Consider the following 18,149-nt stretch of genomic DNA (forward strand, 5'->3'; position numbering starts at 1 on the left):
ACTATTGAAGAACCTTTGCAGGGTGTGGTATAAATTTATATCCCATACCACGGATCGTCACAATATATTCGGGCTGACTCGGATCTAACTCGATCTTTTCTCTCAACTTTCGAATATGAACCATGACAGTGTTGTTATCACCATATGACGGGACGCCCCATACTTTCTCATAAATTTGATCTTTTGAAAGAACCACATTCGGATGATCACAAAAGTACTTCAGCAAAGAAAGAAGCTGAGCAGAGCATGCCGTCACCTCTCCTCTTACTTTCAATTCGGCTGCATGAGGATGATAGGAGAAATGGGCATATTGATATTGGCTTTGAGTGTCTTCTTGTTCCTCCTGTAAGGAGATATATGTTCGGTTTAGATGAGCCTTAATTCTAGCCACTAGCTCAAGCGGATTAAATGGCTTCGTGATATAATCGTCTGCCCCCTGCGCAAAGCCCGTCAGTTTATCGACATCAGACGTTCTTGCAGTTAAATAAAAAATAGGCGCTTTCGTTACTTTTCTGATTTCAGGCAGAACGTCAAAGCCAGATTTACCGGGCATCATCACATCTAGAAGTAAGAGGTGGATGTCCTCGTTTTTGACAACATCTAATGCTTCATCTGCATGGTAGGCTTTATAAATATGCTTGAATCCTTCTTTTTTTAATACGCGTTCAACCATTTTCACAATTGCTTCTTCGTCATCTGCAATCAATATTTTTGCTGTTTCCACGCATCTCTTTCCTTTCTAGCTATGATCTCTAACCGTATATTACCATTGTCTAAAGTAAAAAAGTACCTCTTTTCTGCATAAAAGCGAAAAAAATCAACTGGAAAAAATAGTAGCACTAGGAAGTTTCAAACACGCAAAAAAACCCGGCATCTGCACCGAGTTCCTTTACATCTATTATCCATTTACAGCTTCTAGCTTTCGTTCATGATTCATTAAATCATATGTTAAACAAATCGGCTTATTCGTTCTAGGATCAAGCACAATTTCTGCATCAATATGGAATACCTGACTGAGTACCTCTTTGGTCATGACCTCATGAGGCGTACCGTCTTTTATGACTTTCCCTTGATTGAGGGCAATCATGTAATGTGAAAAACGCGCCGCATGATTCAAATCATGGATGACCATCAACACAGTTCGCCCCTGCTCTCTATTTAAGCGTTCTAACAGCTGAAGAATCTCGAGCTGATGTGCAAGATCCAAATACGTCGTAGGTTCATCCAATAGGAGCAGCTCTGTTTCCTGGGCAAGTGCCATCGCAATCCATACTCGCTGGCGCTGTCCGCCGGAAAGTGCTTCAATTGGTCGATCATGAAAAGCGATCATTCCCGTTTCCTCAAGTGCCCATCTGATGATTCGTTTATCTTCATTTGATAAGCGACCAAACCCATTTTGATGTGGGAAACGTCCATATGACACAAGCTCATACACTGTCAGTCCACTAGGTGCTTCGGGTGTTTGCGGTAAGATCGCCATTTGTTTTGAAATTTCTTTTGTCGGCGTCTCATGGATAGCCTGGCCATTTAAATAAACAGCTCCTCGATTGGCCTTCATAATACGAGACATCGTTTTTAAAATGGTTGATTTCCCGCAGCCATTCGGTCCAATCAGTGTTGTCACCTTGCCTTTTGGGATACTGACATTCAAATCTTCTACAATCAAACGGTCTTGATAACCGATACAAAGCTTTTCTGTTTCGAGCGATTTCATATGTTGTCTCTCCTTCCTCATTAGTTCGATTTCATCAATAAGTAAATGAAGTAAGGTGCGCCTAAAGCAGAAACGACAAGGCCAACTGGCACTTCTGATGGTGCAAGTATGACGCGGCCAAGTGTATCCGCCAATAATAATAACAGCGCCCCAATTAACGCGGAGGCCGGTATCATTCCTTGATGCTTTGGCCCAACAAGCTTTCTCGCCAAGTGCGGTGCGGCTAACCCTAGGAAAGAAATACTCCCTGCAACAGCAACACTCGCACCAGCTAATGCAACGGCAATCAGCATGAACAAGCTTCTTTCTTTATGAACTGAAATGCCCAATCCATAGGATAGCTGATCACCCAAATTCATGATATTTAAATAGCGTGATCTGACAATCGCGAATATAAGGAAAATCACCATCCATGGTAGAACAGACAGGACATACGTCCAGCTCGAGCCATAAATACTTCCAGATAACCACACGATGGCTTGGTTAAAATCATTTGGGCTCATTTTTAACTGAATGACCACAATCGCTGCTGAAAATGCAGCATTCACACCAATACCAGTTAAAATCAATCGGACAGGTGTGATGCCTTTTTTCCACGCTAACACATAGATAAGAAATGCAGCAAAGCCTGCACCTACGAACGCGAAAAGCGGCAGTACAAAAATCGTAAAGTCACCTAAATTCGCCATCGTGCCTTGAAATGCAAAAATAAATAGCACAACGGCAAAGCCAGCGCCGGCATTGACGCCGAGAATACCTGGGTCAGCTAAACCATTTTGAGAAACGCCTTGCCAAATCGCGCCTGATACAGCGATAGAAGCACCGACAAGTAAAGCGATGACCATTCTTGGAAGTCGGAATTCGAATAATACGAGCTCATCCATCTCACTTCCGAATCCAAAAAGTGTTTTCAATGTATCCATCGGAGAGATCCGAATTTCTCCGGTATTTAAACTAATAAGGAACACAGCTACGATCGCGAAAAAGATCATGAGCATCGTTCGTTGATATTTCTTTTTCTTTGCTTGCTGCACCATTTCCATTTAGATTCCGCTCCTTTCACGTCTAGCTAAATATAAGAAGAAAGGAACGCCTATAATCGCCGTGATGGCACCGACTGGCGTTTCAAACGGAGCGTTGACCAGCCTCGCAGCAATGTCTGCATAAATTAACAAAGTGGCCCCTAAAATAGCGGAGCATGGGATAATCCAGCGGTAGTCCACTCCAACCAAGAATCGAGTGACATGAGGGATCACAAGCCCGATAAAACCAATAGAGCCCGCTACCGACACGGCAGCACCCGTTAAAAGAATAACAACCAATACGCCAAGCACCTTGACCGTTTTCGTATACTGTCCAAGTCCTTTCGCCAATTCTTCACCTAAGCTCAGAACCGTGATCGAACGGGCAAGGATCATTGCAATGATTAGTCCTGCAATGGCAACTGGAATGATGATATGAATGTTGCTCCAATTCACACCTGCCACTCCGCCAGCATACCAAAAGCTCATATCTTGAGCGACGTCAAAACGAATGGCAATGGCTGAAGAAATTGAGCTCAAAAGTGCTCCAACCGCTGTACCAGCTAGTGCGAGTTTAACCGGAGTCAGTCCCCCTTTTGACATAGTACCGACACCAAATACAATAGAGGCACCGAGTGCGGCTCCAACAAATGACCAAAGAATTAATGTGAAAGAAGATTGGCCAGGGAAAAATGCTAATGCAATGGCAATCGCAAATGCGGAGCCATTTGTCACACCCATAATCTCCGGTGACGCCAGCGCATTTCTTGTCATTCCTTGCATAATGGCACCTGATACGGCTAAAAAGGCACCGACGAGCGCGGCTCCAACTGTGCGCGGCAGCCTCAATTCCCGAATGATTTGATGTGAAGTTTCTTGTGGATCAAAATGAAAAACGGCTTCCCATACAGTCTGTAGATGAATGTTTGCCGCTCCTAATGATACCGATAAAAAAAGACCAAATGATAAAGCGATGATTCCTATGATGATAACAGCTGCTGTTCCAAAAGGCTTCGTGACAATATCGATCGTATCATCGCTGGCTGGCAGCTGTTTATTCGATTGTGAGCCCAAAACCAGTCTCTTCCTTTCCGTTCATGTTTATTCTTTATTAGTGATAATGATTATCAATCTCGAAGTCTAGTATATCACTTTCTTTTCTTTTTGAAATCATTGTTCTGATAAATTTCTTTATTTTCATCAAAAAACTGTGAGAATTTCATCATTTTTCTTTAGGCCTAAATTAGCCAATGCATTTTTGTTCCTATCATGTTACGATAAAAAATGAAATTGAGAATCATTATCAAGGAAAAATGAATAGGAGAGAACTTTTGTGAAAAAACGAACTGGATTTCTTTTGATTTCTTTATCGATTCTTATGATCTTTACAGCCGCTTGCGGCAGCACTTCAAATAAACAATCTGCAGCGAAAAAGAATGACATGATGACATATCAGGATGCAAAAGGTGAAGTGAAGCTTCCGAAAAATCCGAAACGAATAGTGCTTCTTGCAGAAAGCTATTACGGGGACCTCGTCACACTCGGCAAAACTCCGGTTGCTACAACATCACCCATCTTTAAAAACCCTTTTTATAAAGGGAAAACAGATGGAGTGGAAAATCTCGGAAGGACCCCATCGGTCGAAAAAGTAGCCGCTTCGAAGCCAGATATGATTATTGCTTGGGGGGAAGATGAGAAGTTTGATCAATACAAAAAAATCGCCCCAACTGTAGCGGTAAAATACAATCAATATTCTTTCAAAGACCAGCTAAAAGAATTCGGTAAAATGACAGGTACACCAAAAAAAGCAACAGAATGGATCACAAAATGGGATACCAAAATTGCTGAGGTGAAACCAAAGGTAACCAAAGCTGTTGGCAGCAAAACGGTCTCGATCGTATCGCCATTTGATAAAGGCATTTATATCTTCGGAAACACCTTTGCCCGCGGGGGCGAAATCATTTATGACGAGCTGAAATTAAAAGCACCGAAGGCTGTCAAAAAAGAAGCGATCGACAGCGGTGTTGGCTATGCGAATATTTCTCTTGAGAAGTTGCCAGAATTCGCAGGCGACTATATTTTCACAGGTCCATGGAGCGGCTCAAAAAGTAAAGGTGACCAAGTGTATCAAAGCAGCATTTGGACATCACTTCCTGCCGTCAAAAATAAACATGTATTCGAAATAGATCCAGTCGGTTTCTTCTTTAATGACCCAGTGTCACTAGAAGGTCAGCTAGAGTTTATTGTGGATCGATTGACATCTGCATCATAAAAAAACGTTTCTCCAGAAATGGAGAAACGTCTTCCTTATACCGTTCCTTTGGCAAATCCTTTTGACATGAATGGATAAAGCAAAATACCTACTAAGAATAGACCGATTCCAAGACCAAAGGTTTTCAAGTCTGCTGTTCCTGAAATAATGACCCAAGCTGAATACCCCATCGCAACAAGTGCAATGATGCCATCTCTCGTTCGATTTCCTTTTTGAAGTTCATACGTGTCACCTTGCATAATGACCTTAAAGCTGTAGATGGAAGACACAATATACGGAATAAGATACGCAAGTGTCGCTGATGTAGTTAAAAAGGTAAAAGCTTCATTAATCGTACGTGACATCACAGAGAAGATAAACAGCTGTGACATAATATTTGTAACAGTCAAAGCGAAAGCAGGGCTTCCTTTTTTGTTTGTTTTTGCAAATACTGCTGGAAAATCACCAGCCTTTGCTGCTTGATACGGCACTTCTGAACCAAGTAAAATCCAGCCAAGCATCGAACCAAACAAGCAAATAATCGCCAGCAGAGCCATGACAATTCCACCAGCTGGCCCAATAATAAGCTGAAGCACATCTACGAATGGTTTGTCAGAGCCTTGCAATTGATCGTGCGGCAGAACGCCCATCGTAATCAATGTGATAATCATGTAGATCGAAAGTGCGATTAAAAGACCTGTAATGGTCGCACGTTTCACATCACGCTGTGAGGATGCTCTTCCTGATAAAATGACAGCTGATTCAATTCCAATAAATGCCCATAGTGTGGAAATAGCCGCATGATGAATTTGACCTCCAAGGCCAAGCACTCCTTCGCTGCCTGTTTCAACCGGGAAGTAGTAATGTTCAAATAATGCCGTTTGAAATGCAAATAATCCCGCAACAATAAAAAGGACGAATCCAAGCACCTTTGAAAAGGTCGTAATAAAATTCAATTTACTTGCAGCACTTAAGCTTGTAATTAAAATGGTATGTGTTCCCCATAGAAGAAGGGTACATACGATAAACGTCATGAGCTGACCAAGCGTGACCGCTTCTTTTCCAAAGGTAAAAACTTCAGTCTTCACTGTGAGAATCGGGAAAAAAGTCGTTAAATAACCAGCAAGACTTGTAATAATTGCGACATTACTAATCCAGCTTGCCACCCAATATCCCCAAACCATTGTAAATCCAGCCGCTTTCCCTTTTTTCGGATCTTTAAAAAGCGCCCTTGCATAACTTTGTGGTCCAGCCGTCAGCTGCGGCTTATGAATGGACAAATGCCCAAATACAAGCGCAATCATAAGCACACCGCCGCCTGTGACAAGCCATGCCATCGTCACACCTAAAGGACTTGCATGCTGGGCAAGCGTACTTGGCAGCATAAAGATGCCTGAACCTACCATATTTCCGACGACAAAAGCCGTCAATAACCAAAAACCCCATTTTTTTGTCTGTTCCATTTCCGTACCTCCGTTTTATTCACTTTGGACCAGACCCGGCAGTATCTTCATTGATATATTTGTGAAGCAATGACTTGCATTCTTTATGTTCATAATGGATTACTTTTTAACAGCATACCCTTATTTTTGTGACTCAGAACATAAAAAAAAGCCTGAACAAAAGTCCATGCTTTTCAAAACATACACCTTGATCTCCGGATAGCCCTCCACGCTTCAAAGACGTGGCAGTCCTGCATTTATTCAATGCAGACCCAGCATAAAGAAAGTTGGAGCTCTCTCTACACTTCGGCGCTGATGCCTTTTTTCTCATGATCTACGATTCCATCTCTCCTATGAGTGACTCATCATCCGCGCAACCTCTACCTCACTGAGACATAGCGTGAGGATTTCTATTCATTTTTACTACACGAAGGTTATCAAACATTCTCACATCTGTCAAAGGGAAAAACATAGAAAAAAGGCAGAGAACTGTTTCTCTGCCCTATACCTTGCTTATTGATCGTTGTTTTTCTTCTTTTGTACAGCTTCCTGAAGCGGATCGCCTGCTAGCTCTTTACTTGCTTCCTCTAACAGCTGATCTACCTGCTGATGGTTTTTCTCACTTTTCGCCTTTTTATCCTTTTGGAAAAATGACATCGCTGTTTCCTCCCTTTTCATATAATGCGGTTGCCTGTTTAATTTGTGCTACAGCGCTCAGCATTATACAAGGGAAGAGGCTCAATCATCATGAAAGGTCTGTCTCATTTTTTGCAAGTACGTCAGAAAGGTTTTTAAATCATCCTTTGTGAAGTCTGACATCATATGCTGAATTACCTTTCCGAAAAGACGTGTATGCTTTTCATAAATGGCCATCCCTTTTTCCGTGACTTCTAAACGGACAAGTGATGAATCGTCCTTGTCCCGTTCTCTTTGAATATAACCCTGCTCACATAATTTATTGAGTGCAATAGAGGCTGCACCAGGGTTTAAAGAGAGTCTTTGCTTCAGCTCTTCGGCATGTGATACTTTGCCTTGTATCAAAATAGAAAGAGCATATATCTGTGGGGGCGTGATGTCTTTCTCTAACTCAAGTAACTTGCGGTTTAATTTACGGCTGACTTCATAATGTACAAGAACAATTTCTTTTAAAATGTCTGCATTACCCATCCGAATCGCATCCTTATCGTTAGTATCAACATGACTTCCCCCTTATTATAGAATGTTTTTCCATTCAGCCAACCCTTTTGGCCTCTTTTTCTTTAGAAATAAGCCTTGCTGAATGAATCCTCCCTTGATATAGTGAGTACTTGAACTAAAGATAGAACAGGAGTACGCATCATGACAGGAAAAACACACATCATGGGCGGAATTGCCGCCTCCACAGCCGTTGCCTACTATTATGGATTCGACCCAGTGACGATGGCTGCTGCTGGATCAGCAGGTGCTCTGATCCCTGATCTTTGCCATACAAAAAGTAAAATCGGCAGAAAATTCCCGCTGCTCTCGACACTGATCAGCAGTGTGTTCGGTCATCGCACGTTTACACACAGTTTATTATTTTTGCTGATCATTTATTTTCTAGCAACAACATACATTCCAAATGACAGCCTAAGTATCGGTTTACTAGTCGGGATGGCAAGCCATCTCATTCTGGATGCAGGAACAGTGAATGGGATTAAATTTTTATTTCCGGCTTCCATTAAAGTGCGTCTTCCCTTCTATGTCAAAACAGGCAGCACAGGAGAACAAGTCGTACTAGCTGCTCTCACCGTCGTTACCTGCTATTACATCGCTGTCCTCTGCGGCATCTCCATCCCATTCTAATGAATCAGAAAGAGTTTTCCGAAAAACACAGGATATGAATTGATCATTCCTCATTTTTTTAGTAGGTTTAAGATAAGTGTTTTTGCCTTGCAGCTGAATACAGAATGGTGAGGAGCTACATAAATGAAAGCGTTTTTCAAAAATCACTGGTTTTTAGTGTACTCCATCCTCTTCATGTGGATGAAAACATACATCATTTATCAATTCGGATTTCACATACGAACGGCCAATCTGTTTCATGAATGGCTGCTTTTGATCAATCCACTTAGCTTTTTGCTTCCTTTGTTTGGGATTGCTCTTTTTTTAAATGAAACGAAGCAAAAGGTATTTTTATTAACCGCAAATTTGATTTTGACAGCGATTCTCATATCGAATACGATCTTTTATGGATTTTATATTGATTTCATTACAATCCCTGTCTTATTCCAAGCGAAAAACATGGGAGATATGGGCAGCAGTATGACAGAATTATTTCACCCGCTGTTTTTACTGATGCTCATTGATTTCGTGGTGCTGGCGTGGCTTTTAAAGCGCAAACCTTTACCGCCAAAAGCCTCCTTTAAAACAATCAAAACATATTATGCGGTGTGCTGTAGCTTTCTATTGTTTCATGTCAGTTCAGCCATGATGGATCACCCTCGCTTTCTGACAAGCTCTTATGATCGAGAAGTGATTGTACGAAACCTTGGGCTGTTCCAGTTCCACCTGTATGACGGCGCTGCCCAAACAGCGCGTATTGGACAAAAAGCCTTTGCAGATGAAGATACACTTTCAACCGTAGCAAACTACACAAAGGCTGATTACAGTGCACCAAACGAAGAGTACTTTGGACTTGCTAAAGGTAAGAACGTTGTGTTCATTTCACTCGAATCAACACAGCAATTTGTCGTTGATCAAAAGGTGAATGGACAATACATCACCCCCTTTTTAAATCAACTCGCTAAAAAGAGTTTTTATTTTGATGAATTTTATCAGCAGACTGAGCAAGGAAAGACATCGGATTCAGAGTTTATTGTCGCAAATTCCCTCTACCCATCTAGCAGCGGCGCTGTCTTTTTCACAGCGAGTGACAACGAATACGACACGTTATACAAGCAGTTGAAAAAAGAGAACTATCAATCCGTCCAATTTCATGCGAATAATAAAACGTTTTGGAATCGTGATGTGATGTATGAGTCGTTTGGGATTGACCGCTTTTATGATGTCGATTCGTATCAGGTCAATGAACAGAATTCAACTGGCTGGGGCTTAAAGGATATTGACTTCTTTGACCAATCCATTGATTATTTAAAAAAGTTGAAGGCGCCTTATTACAGCACGTTTATTACCTTGACCAATCACTTTCCATTTGAAATCGATCCAAAGGATCAATTGATTGATGAATATGATTCGTCCAGCGCCATTTTAAACCGCTATGTGACGACCGTCCGCTATCAGGATGAAGCCATTAAGACATTTTTTGACCGCATGAAAGAAGAAGGACTGTATGAAAATACAATGTTTGTCCTCATGGGGGATCACTATGGTATCTCCGAGGCACATCATCAGGCAATGGCAGAGCTGCTCAAAAAAGATGAAATCACACCGTTTGATGCTGTGAAATTGCAGCGGGTGCCCTTTTTAATTTACATTCCGGGGGTCACAGATCAAGCACCGCAGACAATTTCTGAAACAGCTGGGCAAATCGACGTGAAACCGACACTCCTGCACTTACTCGGTATTGAAACGAAGGATGCCATTCAATTTGGCAATGACTTATTTTCAAACGAACGGACGCCTTTTGCTGTTTTGAGAAACGGGAACTTTATTACAGATGATTATCTCTATACAAAGAACACCTGCTATGATCAAAAAACAAAAGAACCTGTTGAACAGGATGAGGTGTGTCAGCCTTATATCGAAAAAGCCAATAAAGAACTTTCCTTATCAGACAAAGTGATCAATGGGAATTTGCTGCGTTTTTATCAGCATTAAAAAGTCGCCATCTGGCGGCTTTTTCTTTTCTCTTTTTACTGAAAGCCTATGAATGGTCAAATAAGTTTGCTTATAATAAAGAATACATATGATATTGAATAATAAGAGGTGTGAACATGAAGTATGCGTTCTTCCCCTTCATCGCCATCTGCTTGCTCCTGAGCGGGTGTCAAACAGAGATGAAGTCATCGGATACAAGCAAAAAAACAGAGCTTGTCATTTCAGCAGCGGCAAGTCTTCAGGATGCACTAAAGGAAATTGAATCCGCCTTTAATGATGAGCACCCGAATGTGACATTAACAAATAATTTCGGGTCATCCGGCGCATTGAAGCAGCAAATCGCACAAGGGGCAAAAGCAGATCTCTTTTTCTCAGCAGCTGAAGCGCCCTTTGATGAGCTTGTGCAATCTGGAGATATCGATCAACATTTTATCAAGGATGCCATCCGAAATGAGCTTGTACTCATTGTGCCAAATGATCATTCTTCCTCTATTAAAAGCTTTCAAGACGCCCAGGACATAAAAGGGAAGATTGCTCTTGGCACACCAGAATCCGTTCCTGCTGGTACATACGGCAAAGAGATTTTCACAAAGCTGAACATCTGGGATCAAGTGAAAAAGAACGCTGTATACGGCAAGGATGTGCGGCAAGTTTTAAGCTACGTAGAAACAGGAAATGTGGAGGCTGGTGTTGTGTATAAGACAGACGCCCTCGTTTCCAAAAAAGTAAAAATTGCGGCTGAAGCCAATCAGGACATGCACTCCCCAATCATTTACCCAGTAGGAATCGTTAAAGGGACAGAACATGTAGAGGAAGCCAAGTCCTTTTTTCAATTTCTTCAATCAGAAACAGCCAAATCAATTTTTAAAAAGTACGGCTTTCAAGTGAATTAATGCCTATGATGACTGAAGAATTCCTATCTCCCATTTGGCTGTCCGTGCAGGTTGCCGTTGTAAGCGGGCTGCTGGCAACTGTTTTTGGTACATTGATTGGCTATTGGATGGCGCGAACATCATTTAAGGGAAAAATGATCGTAGAAACGCTCTTGATGATGCCGCTTGTCCTTCCGCCAACGGTTGTAGGTTTTTTATTGCTCGTCATATTCGGAAGGCATAGCATGATCGGGGGCGCGATTGAATGGATCTTTCACCAGCCGGTCATTTTCACTTGGTGGGCGGCAGTTATTGCATCAACAGTTGTGGCATTCCCGCTTATGTATCAATCTGCAAAGGCTGGATTTTCTACGATTGAGTCAGACATTGAAGGGGCTGCAAAAGTAGATGGTGCTCATTCATTCCAAGTCTTCGCCTATATTACAGTACCACTTGCCCTGCCTTCCCTCTTATCAGGCAGCATCCTCAGCTTTGCAAGAGCCCTTGGAGAATTTGGGGCGACCTTAATGTTTGCCGGCAACATCCCAGGAAAAACGCAAACACTCCCAACCGCTATCTATGTGGCGATTGATTCCGGACGAATGGAGCTTGCTTGGGCTTGGACGATTTGTATTGTGATTCTATCTTTTATCATGCTGTTGGCTGTACGCCGAAGCAGTACGTAAAAAATCCCTCTATGTGAGAATAGGGGGATTTATACTACATATTTACTTTGCCGTTTTGCTATAGTATAAGTCAGCAAGGACGACAAACAGATAAGCAATGAAATGCAGATCAGAATTGTGGTTATATTCATGGAAATAGGCATAAATAATTGATAGTTCCCTTTAAAAGAAAACAGGTGCAAAGCTAAGTTGGCAATCATATTTTTTAAATCAAATGCACCTAAGTTAGGGATCAATAAAAAATAGACCATATAGATAACCAAAGATAAAATAAAACTTCGACATATACTACCTAAATAAAAAACAAGTGTACTAAATAACCAGCTTGTACATACAACAAACATTAATTGAAGCAGTATAGAATGTTCGGTACTATCTTTATATGTAAACAATTGAACAGATATATCTTTTGATATGACATAATAAAAGATATGACTAGCCATGTATGAAATAAGAGAAAGAATAGGAATTAAACATAGAATGATTACATAAAGAGACAGTTGCTTTGAAAACATAATATCGTTCCACCGATATTGAACCGCTTTAATTTTCATCGTTTTATATTTCACATCATATGTCGCTAAATAGATCGCATATAAACCAAATACAAGTGGATAAAAGATAAAACCCATCCATTCTAAATTAGTTGAAATGGCTTGAGTTGGCTCCATCAAATGAAGTGATTGAATAAACTTCTCGTAATCATATTTTAAGACATTTTCTACGACTTCTCCTTCAGCACCTGATAATTCTCCTTCTTCTATGTTAACTGGCATCGTCAAAGCCTTTTTTATATCAATACCTAGCTCCTTATATTCACTTTCTGTTTTTACATATTGGGCATAGTTTGATTTTGTCGTTTCATATTGAGAATATACATTCCATAACGAAATCAGCATCAATGGAATAAACAAGATAAGAAATGTTTTAGCATAATATTGATATAAAAACTCTTTTTTCACTAACTTAAAGATATGCTTGATAAATGTCACCCAAATCCTCTCCTTTTTCCTGAAAGTCATGGATTTGAATCATTGATTTGTCTTTTAAAATAAACAATTCATCAACAATTGATGAATAAAATTCAAACTGATGACCTGTAGCTATAATGGTCATGTCTTTAGACCACTTCTTAATCATTGCTTTTAATTCCATCATTGTTCCATAATCTAAACCATTTGATATCTCATCTAAGAACAAATAAGTTGGTTTTGTTAATGCAATCAATATGAAACTCAATTTCTTTTTTTGGCCATAAGAGTAATGTTTGACCTTCTTCTTGAGGATCTCATGTGGTAGATATTCCTTTGCCAGTGTATCACATCTTTTTTGGTCAAAAGGGCTATTTAACAATAATCGTATATTTTGATAACCGTTTAGATTCAAATAGAGTGGTGAATCATCGTACATTACCTGAATTTCATTCCTTACTTGATCAATTGGCTGATGATTATACAAGATCTCCCCTTCATACTGTTCTAACTGAAGTAAACATTTCATAAAAGTTGTTTTGCCAGATCCATTTTTCCCCATGATGAAATTTATTTTTTGATGTTGTATTTGAATATGTAAATCTTCAAATACAGGCTGCTGTCGATATGTTTTTGTCAATCCTTTTACTTGGATCATTTTCCAAAAACTCCTCTTACTATTTTTTGAGATTATTTATAATATTTAAACAGCGCTACTATGATTTGTAAATAGATCTTAAGTAGCGCCTTTTCTATTAATCTATACTATTAATCCCAACCATGTTTTCCTTTTCCATTAACCCAAACTCGATCTGTAAAAGAGTTACTCACAAAGGTAACATCTCCCCACGGAGTAGGTGTTCCAAATTTAAGGGTTGTTTTATGTGCCCATTTATGAAGATTGGCTCCCTTATAGTATCTTTTAGAACCATTTTTCACCACTTTGTTAGGGAAGACGTAACCCGCATCTTGAGAACCAGAACTCGATTTAACTTTACCCGAAGAATATTTCCAATCAACATATGATTTTGACCACGCCATAAAGCTCCCTCTAGATGTGGTTAACCTTTTCGCATACACTTTCGAAGCACTTGTAGACATCTCACCTTTATTCGTTTCCTTTATTGTTTGTACATACATGGTACTACTAGAATAATCTTCTTGAATTACTTTTTGCTCATTACTCAAATCAACATTTGTTGCTCCGGCAAATGTCGTAGGTAGGATCGTAGCACCCAAAGTTAACGACAAGCCTAGTATGACTTTTTTCATATAATAAACCTCCTTTTATTTACAATTAGTAATTTACCATAAAATTCATTATAGTTCCATAAATTTCATGATATTTAAGCTAGATTTAAGGAATTCTTCTCGTTTTTCAAGATAACTTAGTAGCATAGAATGTCTTCAATGTCTTTTATTCATAGAAAAAACACCTATTCATTAGTCATGGAAGTGTATCACTTCTACGCCTATCGAAAGGTGTTCTATAATTATTCAATTTCTTTATTATTCAAACCCAACCGTCATCGTCTCTGGATTCGAGCCGACGCGTTCGTTATTGTTTAATGCATCGATTTTTTCCATGTCTTCTTTAGAAAGCTCGAAGTCAAAGATGTCTGCATTTTGTTTAATACGTTCTTCATTGATTGATTTAGGAATTGTCACGACACCGCTTTGTAGATCCCAGCGCAAGATGACTTGAGCAACAGATTTGTTGTAGCGTGCAGCAATGTCTTTCAAAACGTCATGATCTAATAGCTTCCCTTGCATCAGCGGAGACCATGCTTCAATTTGAATGCCTTTTTCCTTTGCATATTGACGCAGTTCAACAAGTGTCAGTTTCGGGTGAAACTCCACTTGGTTCACAGCTGGAACAACCTCAGCATCTTTTAACAGCTCTTCTAAATGCTGAATATAGAAGTTGCTGACTCCAATGGCTCTGACTTTCCCGTCTTTATAAAGCTTCTCAAGTGCACGCCAAGTGTCTTTAAATGTATCTGCATTTGGTCCAGGCCAATGAATCAAATAGAGGTCTAAGTAATCAAGACCTAATCGGTTTAAGCTTGCGTCAAACGCCTCAAGCGCTTTATCATAGCCTTGATCTGTGTTCCATACTTTAGACGTAATAAATAAATCTTCTCGTTTCACACCAGATTCTTTAATCGCTTTTCCTACGCCTGTCTCATTTTTATAAACAGCTGCCGTATCAATGCTGCGATATCCGTTCCGTATGGCTGCTTTTACGGCATCTACCACTTGATTGCCGTCCTCCACTTTGAATACACCTAAACCAAACCAAGGCATTTCTACTCCGTTATTCAGTGTTACGGTATCATTCAAGCTTTTGACCATTTTAACAACCACCTTTTTTATAGATTCCATCTCTTTCATTATCTCATGTTGTGCTTCAAAACTCTATTATCAGGCGTTTCTCTTCGCTTCGATGGCTAAGAGCAGCGCACCAGTCATGCCAGCCTTGTCCTCAAGTTTAGGGGAGACAATGTATGTATCAAGCGGCGGCAGGTCCACATAATCATTGACATAAGCAGCTAGCTTCTCTCGAATGAGTGGGAATAGTTGCTTTTGCTTCATGACACCTCCGCCCATGATGATGCGCTCTGGGCTTAAAATGAGCGAGTATTGCATAAGCGCTTGCGCTAAATAATCCGCTTCAAGTGCCCAAACCGCTTCATCCTGCGTCAGCTCTTTGGCAGGTTTCCCCCACCTTTTCTCAATCGCTGGTCCAGCTGCCAGTCCTTCTAAGCAATTTCCATGTGTCGGGCAGACACCTGCAAATGGATCAGATTCATGCTGCCTGACAAGGATATGCCCCATCTCAGGATGTGAATGACCGTGTAGAAGCTCATTTTTCACAACAGCCCCCGCACCAATGCCTGTACCGACCGTGATATACAAACAGCTGCTTAGCCCTTTGGCTGCCCCTTTTGTTAATTCACCTAGTGCTGCGGCATTGACATCAGTTGTAAAAGATACGGGGACACCTAATTGCTTCTCAAGCTCAGGAATGAACGGGTATTGCTTCCACTCCACTTTCGGTGTGTTCATGATATAACCGTATGAAGGATCGTCCTGTTGAACACAAATGGGTCCAAAGGAGCCAACCCCTAATGCTGCAATGTCATGCTGCTTGAAAAATGGAATGAGCTTTTGTATTGTTTGATCCGGGTGCTCTGTTGGAATCGTCATTTCCTCTAAGATGTCTCCATGCTCATTACCGATTGCACAACAAAATTTTGTACCACCAGCTTCAATTGCTCCATAATAGGCCATCATTGATCTCCCCCTGCTCGTTCTCTTTCTTCATCATAAAACATGGGGGAGAAGATGACAACATCACGTATTGGTGAGCAGAACAGCTTCCATGTCATTAATATACTCTCTTAAATGATGGGCAATATCACGATTGATCTCACCATCTTCATATAAGGTTTGTATTTCATTTCGAATCGTCTGTACAGCTTGGAAGTTAAGCTCTTTTTTCTTTCGGTCAAATGAACGGTCTTTTTGCTGGAAGAAGCTTGGACCGTGTTCACAGCGGAAAATGACTTGGTTGTAAAAACCAATGACTTGGTGGCACGTTTGCTGGTTTTCATCTGTCATATGCTGTTTGATCGAGTCTACCGCAGCCTCAGCCGTTTTCTTACGGATTTGTTTATACGAGTCCTCTTTTTCTAAAATACCGTTTGAAATGTGCTGATTCGGCCGCCATAATTGCAGCCATTGAAGCAAGCGGAGAAACTTCACCTTTGAAAAACGAATTTTGAATGAGTTTGAGTACAGCATTTCCAGCTCATGAAATCTCTCTTGCAGCTCATAAGCTTCTTCCTTGTCAATTTTCTCATCATCAATTAATTGTTGAAGTTTCATCTGTTCTGCTTTGATACCATGCAGTCTGATTTTTTTCTCTTGTCTTCTCATCCCGAATTGGTATGGTTCACGCTGGATATTTCTCAGCTTCATTCGGTAATCATTGATGAGTGCAAGGGATACTTCCCTGTTGTCCTCATTCATCCCTTCTTTTAACGTTTTAATAGCACTTCTGAGCAGCTTCCGTTTTGCATGCTGAATCTTTGTATCCAAGTCCACGTCGACCTGCTTGTCTTTTTTCTCAGATAAAAGAGGCAGTAACACACTAGCTAAAATGAGTGTACATAAGATCACGCCTGCTGCGAGGAAAATAATCAAGTGCCGCTCTGGAAATGGTGATCCGTCCGCAAGCGTAAATGGGATAGAGAAGGCACCGGCTAATGTCACAGCCCCGCGGACACCAGAGAATGTCATCAGCATCGAGGCGCGAAACTTCGGCTTTTTCACATTTTGCTTTTTTGTTGCACTCCATTTTCCTGCCCAGAACAGCCATACCCATAAGAACCGCAGCACCATGAGACATAGTGTAATAATTAAGATGTAGCCAATCACCTGCATGTTGTTAAAGGATTCATCTTGGAAAATGACTGTAGAAACATCCGGAATCTGCAACCCAAGTAAGACGAAAACAAGTCCGTTTAAAATAAATAAAATAATATTCCATGTGTTTGATGAAGCAATTTGCAGTTTGGCTAAATTCGCTTCCATTCGATCTTGCTCAATAGCATGCGTCACACCACCGGCCACAACGGCTAAAATTCCGGATACACCAATTTCTTCTGCTGCTAAATAAATCACAAATGGTGTAAGGATTTGCAGGATGATATGCATCGTGACATCGTCCATTCCTAAACGGCGGAGAAAATAGCGAAAACGAATGATAAAGAAGGATAGAATAAATCCAGTTAATAAACCACCTGCGGCAATGAGTACAAAGCTAAAGGATGCCTGAGCAATTGAAAAGGCTCCCGTCACTGTTGCGGCAATGGCAAATTTAAAGGCGACAAGTCCTGATGCATCGTTCATCAGCCCTTCGCCTTCCAGCAGTCTCATGATGCCCTTTGGCATATTCACACGGCTGGATAAAGCACTTACTGCCACCACATCTGTCGGTGATAAAATCGCTGCAAGCGCAAATGCGGCTGGAAGCGGTATGCTTGGAATCATCCAATGAATGGTATATCCCGCTACAACGACAGTCGCAAACACTAAACCGAGCGCTAAAAGAAGAATAGGTGCTCTTAATTTCCATAGCTCGTCCCTTGGGGTACGCTTCCCGTCATTAAATAACAGCGGCGCAATAAATAGAACGAAGAAGAGTTCAGGATTTAAAGAAATATGTAAACCTGAAGGAAAAGCTGCCACCAATATTCCTAAGCCCACTTGAATTAACGGAACAGGAATAAAGGGGACAAAACGATTGATAATATTAGATGCTGCAATGAGTGCCAGTAGTACGAGCACTGCCAAAAAAATCTCCACTAGTACATGTCCCTCCTCTG

At 40.8% G+C, this 18,149-nt stretch carries 18 protein-coding genes and 1 riboswitch; of the genes, 5 read left to right on the forward strand and 13 right to left on the reverse strand.

The genetic code is table 11. The features are described 5' to 3' along the window. Position 1: 1 nt before the first annotated feature. The 4 genes from NST59_RS15480 to NST59_RS15495 all read right to left on the reverse strand — a co-directional run bounded on the left by NST59_RS15480 (position 2) and on the right by NST59_RS15495 (position 3,810). The gene (locus NST59_RS15480) at positions 2-724 is read right to left on the reverse strand and encodes a response regulator transcription factor (protein WP_039181371.1); all 723 of its coding nucleotides are present in this window, start codon (positions 722-724) and stop codon (positions 2-4) included. 174 nt (positions 725-898) lie between these two features. Continuing rightward, entirely contained in the window at positions 899-1,714 is an 816-nt protein-coding gene (locus tag NST59_RS15485) for an ABC transporter ATP-binding protein (protein WP_039181374.1), read from the reverse strand. 20 nt (positions 1,715-1,734) lie between these two features. Next, positions 1,735-2,757, reverse strand: coding sequence for a FecCD family ABC transporter permease (locus tag NST59_RS15490; protein WP_064498048.1), 1,023 nt, complete (start codon positions 2,755-2,757; stop codon positions 1,735-1,737). Next, positions 2,758-3,810 (reverse strand): FecCD family ABC transporter permease, encoded by a 1,053-nt coding sequence (locus NST59_RS15495; protein WP_039181376.1) that lies wholly within the window; start codon positions 3,808-3,810, stop codon positions 2,758-2,760. Between the two features lie 259 nt (positions 3,811-4,069). Here NST59_RS15495 and NST59_RS15500 point away from each other — a divergent pair, with 259 nt between their 5' ends. Continuing rightward, positions 4,070-5,008, forward strand: coding sequence for an iron-hydroxamate ABC transporter substrate-binding protein (locus NST59_RS15500; protein WP_039181380.1), 939 nt, complete (start codon positions 4,070-4,072; stop codon positions 5,006-5,008). A gap of 35 nt (positions 5,009-5,043) precedes the next feature. On the opposite strand, the gene NST59_RS15505 is transcribed toward NST59_RS15500, so the two are convergent. The 3 genes from NST59_RS15505 to NST59_RS15515 all read right to left on the reverse strand — a co-directional run bounded on the left by NST59_RS15505 (position 5,044) and on the right by NST59_RS15515 (position 7,596). Then, complete coding sequence (locus NST59_RS15505) at positions 5,044-6,450, reverse strand: amino acid permease (protein ID WP_039181382.1); 1,407 nt, start codon at positions 6,448-6,450, stop codon at positions 5,044-5,046. A gap of 191 nt (positions 6,451-6,641) precedes the next feature. Then, positions 6,642-6,820: riboswitch (Lysine riboswitch) on the reverse strand. Between the two features lie 122 nt (positions 6,821-6,942). Beyond that, on the reverse strand, positions 6,943-7,086 hold the full coding sequence (gene sspJ / locus NST59_RS15510) for a small acid-soluble spore protein SspJ (RefSeq protein WP_041088277.1): 144 nt from the start codon (positions 7,084-7,086) through the stop codon (positions 6,943-6,945). Between the two features lie 81 nt (positions 7,087-7,167). Beyond that, positions 7,168-7,596: a MarR family winged helix-turn-helix transcriptional regulator gene (locus tag NST59_RS15515; RefSeq protein WP_047202395.1), complete on the reverse strand. Its 429-nt coding sequence runs from the start codon at positions 7,594-7,596 to the stop codon at positions 7,168-7,170. 171 nt (positions 7,597-7,767) lie between these two features. Between NST59_RS15515 and NST59_RS15520 the strand changes: the two genes are divergently transcribed. From NST59_RS15520 to modB, 4 genes are all read left to right on the forward strand, one after another. After that, entirely contained in the window at positions 7,768-8,253 is a 486-nt protein-coding gene (locus NST59_RS15520; protein ID WP_047202394.1) for a metal-dependent hydrolase, read from the forward strand. Positions 8,254-8,376: 123 nt separating this feature from the next. Beyond that, complete coding sequence (locus tag NST59_RS15525) at positions 8,377-10,227, forward strand: LTA synthase family protein (RefSeq protein ID WP_341040813.1); 1,851 nt, start codon at positions 8,377-8,379, stop codon at positions 10,225-10,227. Between the two features lie 116 nt (positions 10,228-10,343). After that, on the forward strand, positions 10,344-11,120 hold the full coding sequence (gene modA / locus NST59_RS15530; protein ID WP_126682310.1) for a molybdate ABC transporter substrate-binding protein: 777 nt from the start codon (positions 10,344-10,346) through the stop codon (positions 11,118-11,120). Further along, positions 11,120-11,785 (forward strand): molybdate ABC transporter permease subunit, encoded by a 666-nt coding sequence (gene modB, locus NST59_RS15535; protein ID WP_058838157.1) that lies wholly within the window; start codon positions 11,120-11,122, stop codon positions 11,783-11,785. Before modA ends, modB begins: the two co-directional genes overlap by 1 nt. Before the next feature lie 29 nt (positions 11,786-11,814). On the opposite strand, the gene NST59_RS15540 is transcribed toward modB, so the two are convergent. The 6 genes from NST59_RS15540 to NST59_RS15565 all read right to left on the reverse strand — a co-directional run bounded on the left by NST59_RS15540 (position 11,815) and on the right by NST59_RS15565 (position 18,129). Further along, positions 11,815-12,777: an ABC transporter permease gene (locus NST59_RS15540; protein WP_126682311.1), complete on the reverse strand. Its 963-nt coding sequence runs from the start codon at positions 12,775-12,777 to the stop codon at positions 11,815-11,817. Further along, the gene (locus NST59_RS15545) at positions 12,752-13,414 is read right to left on the reverse strand and encodes an ATP-binding cassette domain-containing protein (RefSeq protein WP_058838159.1); all 663 of its coding nucleotides are present in this window, start codon (positions 13,412-13,414) and stop codon (positions 12,752-12,754) included. Before NST59_RS15545 ends, NST59_RS15540 begins: the two co-directional genes overlap by 26 nt. A 110-nt stretch (positions 13,415-13,524) precedes the next feature. Continuing rightward, entirely contained in the window at positions 13,525-14,028 is a 504-nt protein-coding gene (locus tag NST59_RS15550; protein WP_126682312.1) for a hypothetical protein, read from the reverse strand. Positions 14,029-14,265: 237 nt separating this feature from the next. Continuing rightward, the gene (locus NST59_RS15555) at positions 14,266-15,111 is read right to left on the reverse strand and encodes an aldo/keto reductase (protein WP_039181397.1); all 846 of its coding nucleotides are present in this window, start codon (positions 15,109-15,111) and stop codon (positions 14,266-14,268) included. Positions 15,112-15,180: 69 nt separating this feature from the next. Next, on the reverse strand, positions 15,181-16,050 hold the full coding sequence (locus tag NST59_RS15560) for an ROK family protein (protein ID WP_058838161.1): 870 nt from the start codon (positions 16,048-16,050) through the stop codon (positions 15,181-15,183). A 63-nt stretch (positions 16,051-16,113) separates the two neighbouring features. After that, the gene (locus NST59_RS15565; RefSeq protein ID WP_058838162.1) at positions 16,114-18,129 is read right to left on the reverse strand and encodes a Na+/H+ antiporter; all 2,016 of its coding nucleotides are present in this window, start codon (positions 18,127-18,129) and stop codon (positions 16,114-16,116) included. Positions 18,130-18,149: the final 20 nt, after the last annotated feature.

Source organism: Bacillus sp. FSL R5-0439 (assembly GCF_038008805.1).
Lineage (GTDB): Bacteria > Bacillota > Bacilli > Bacillales > Bacillaceae > Bacillus > Bacillus safensis.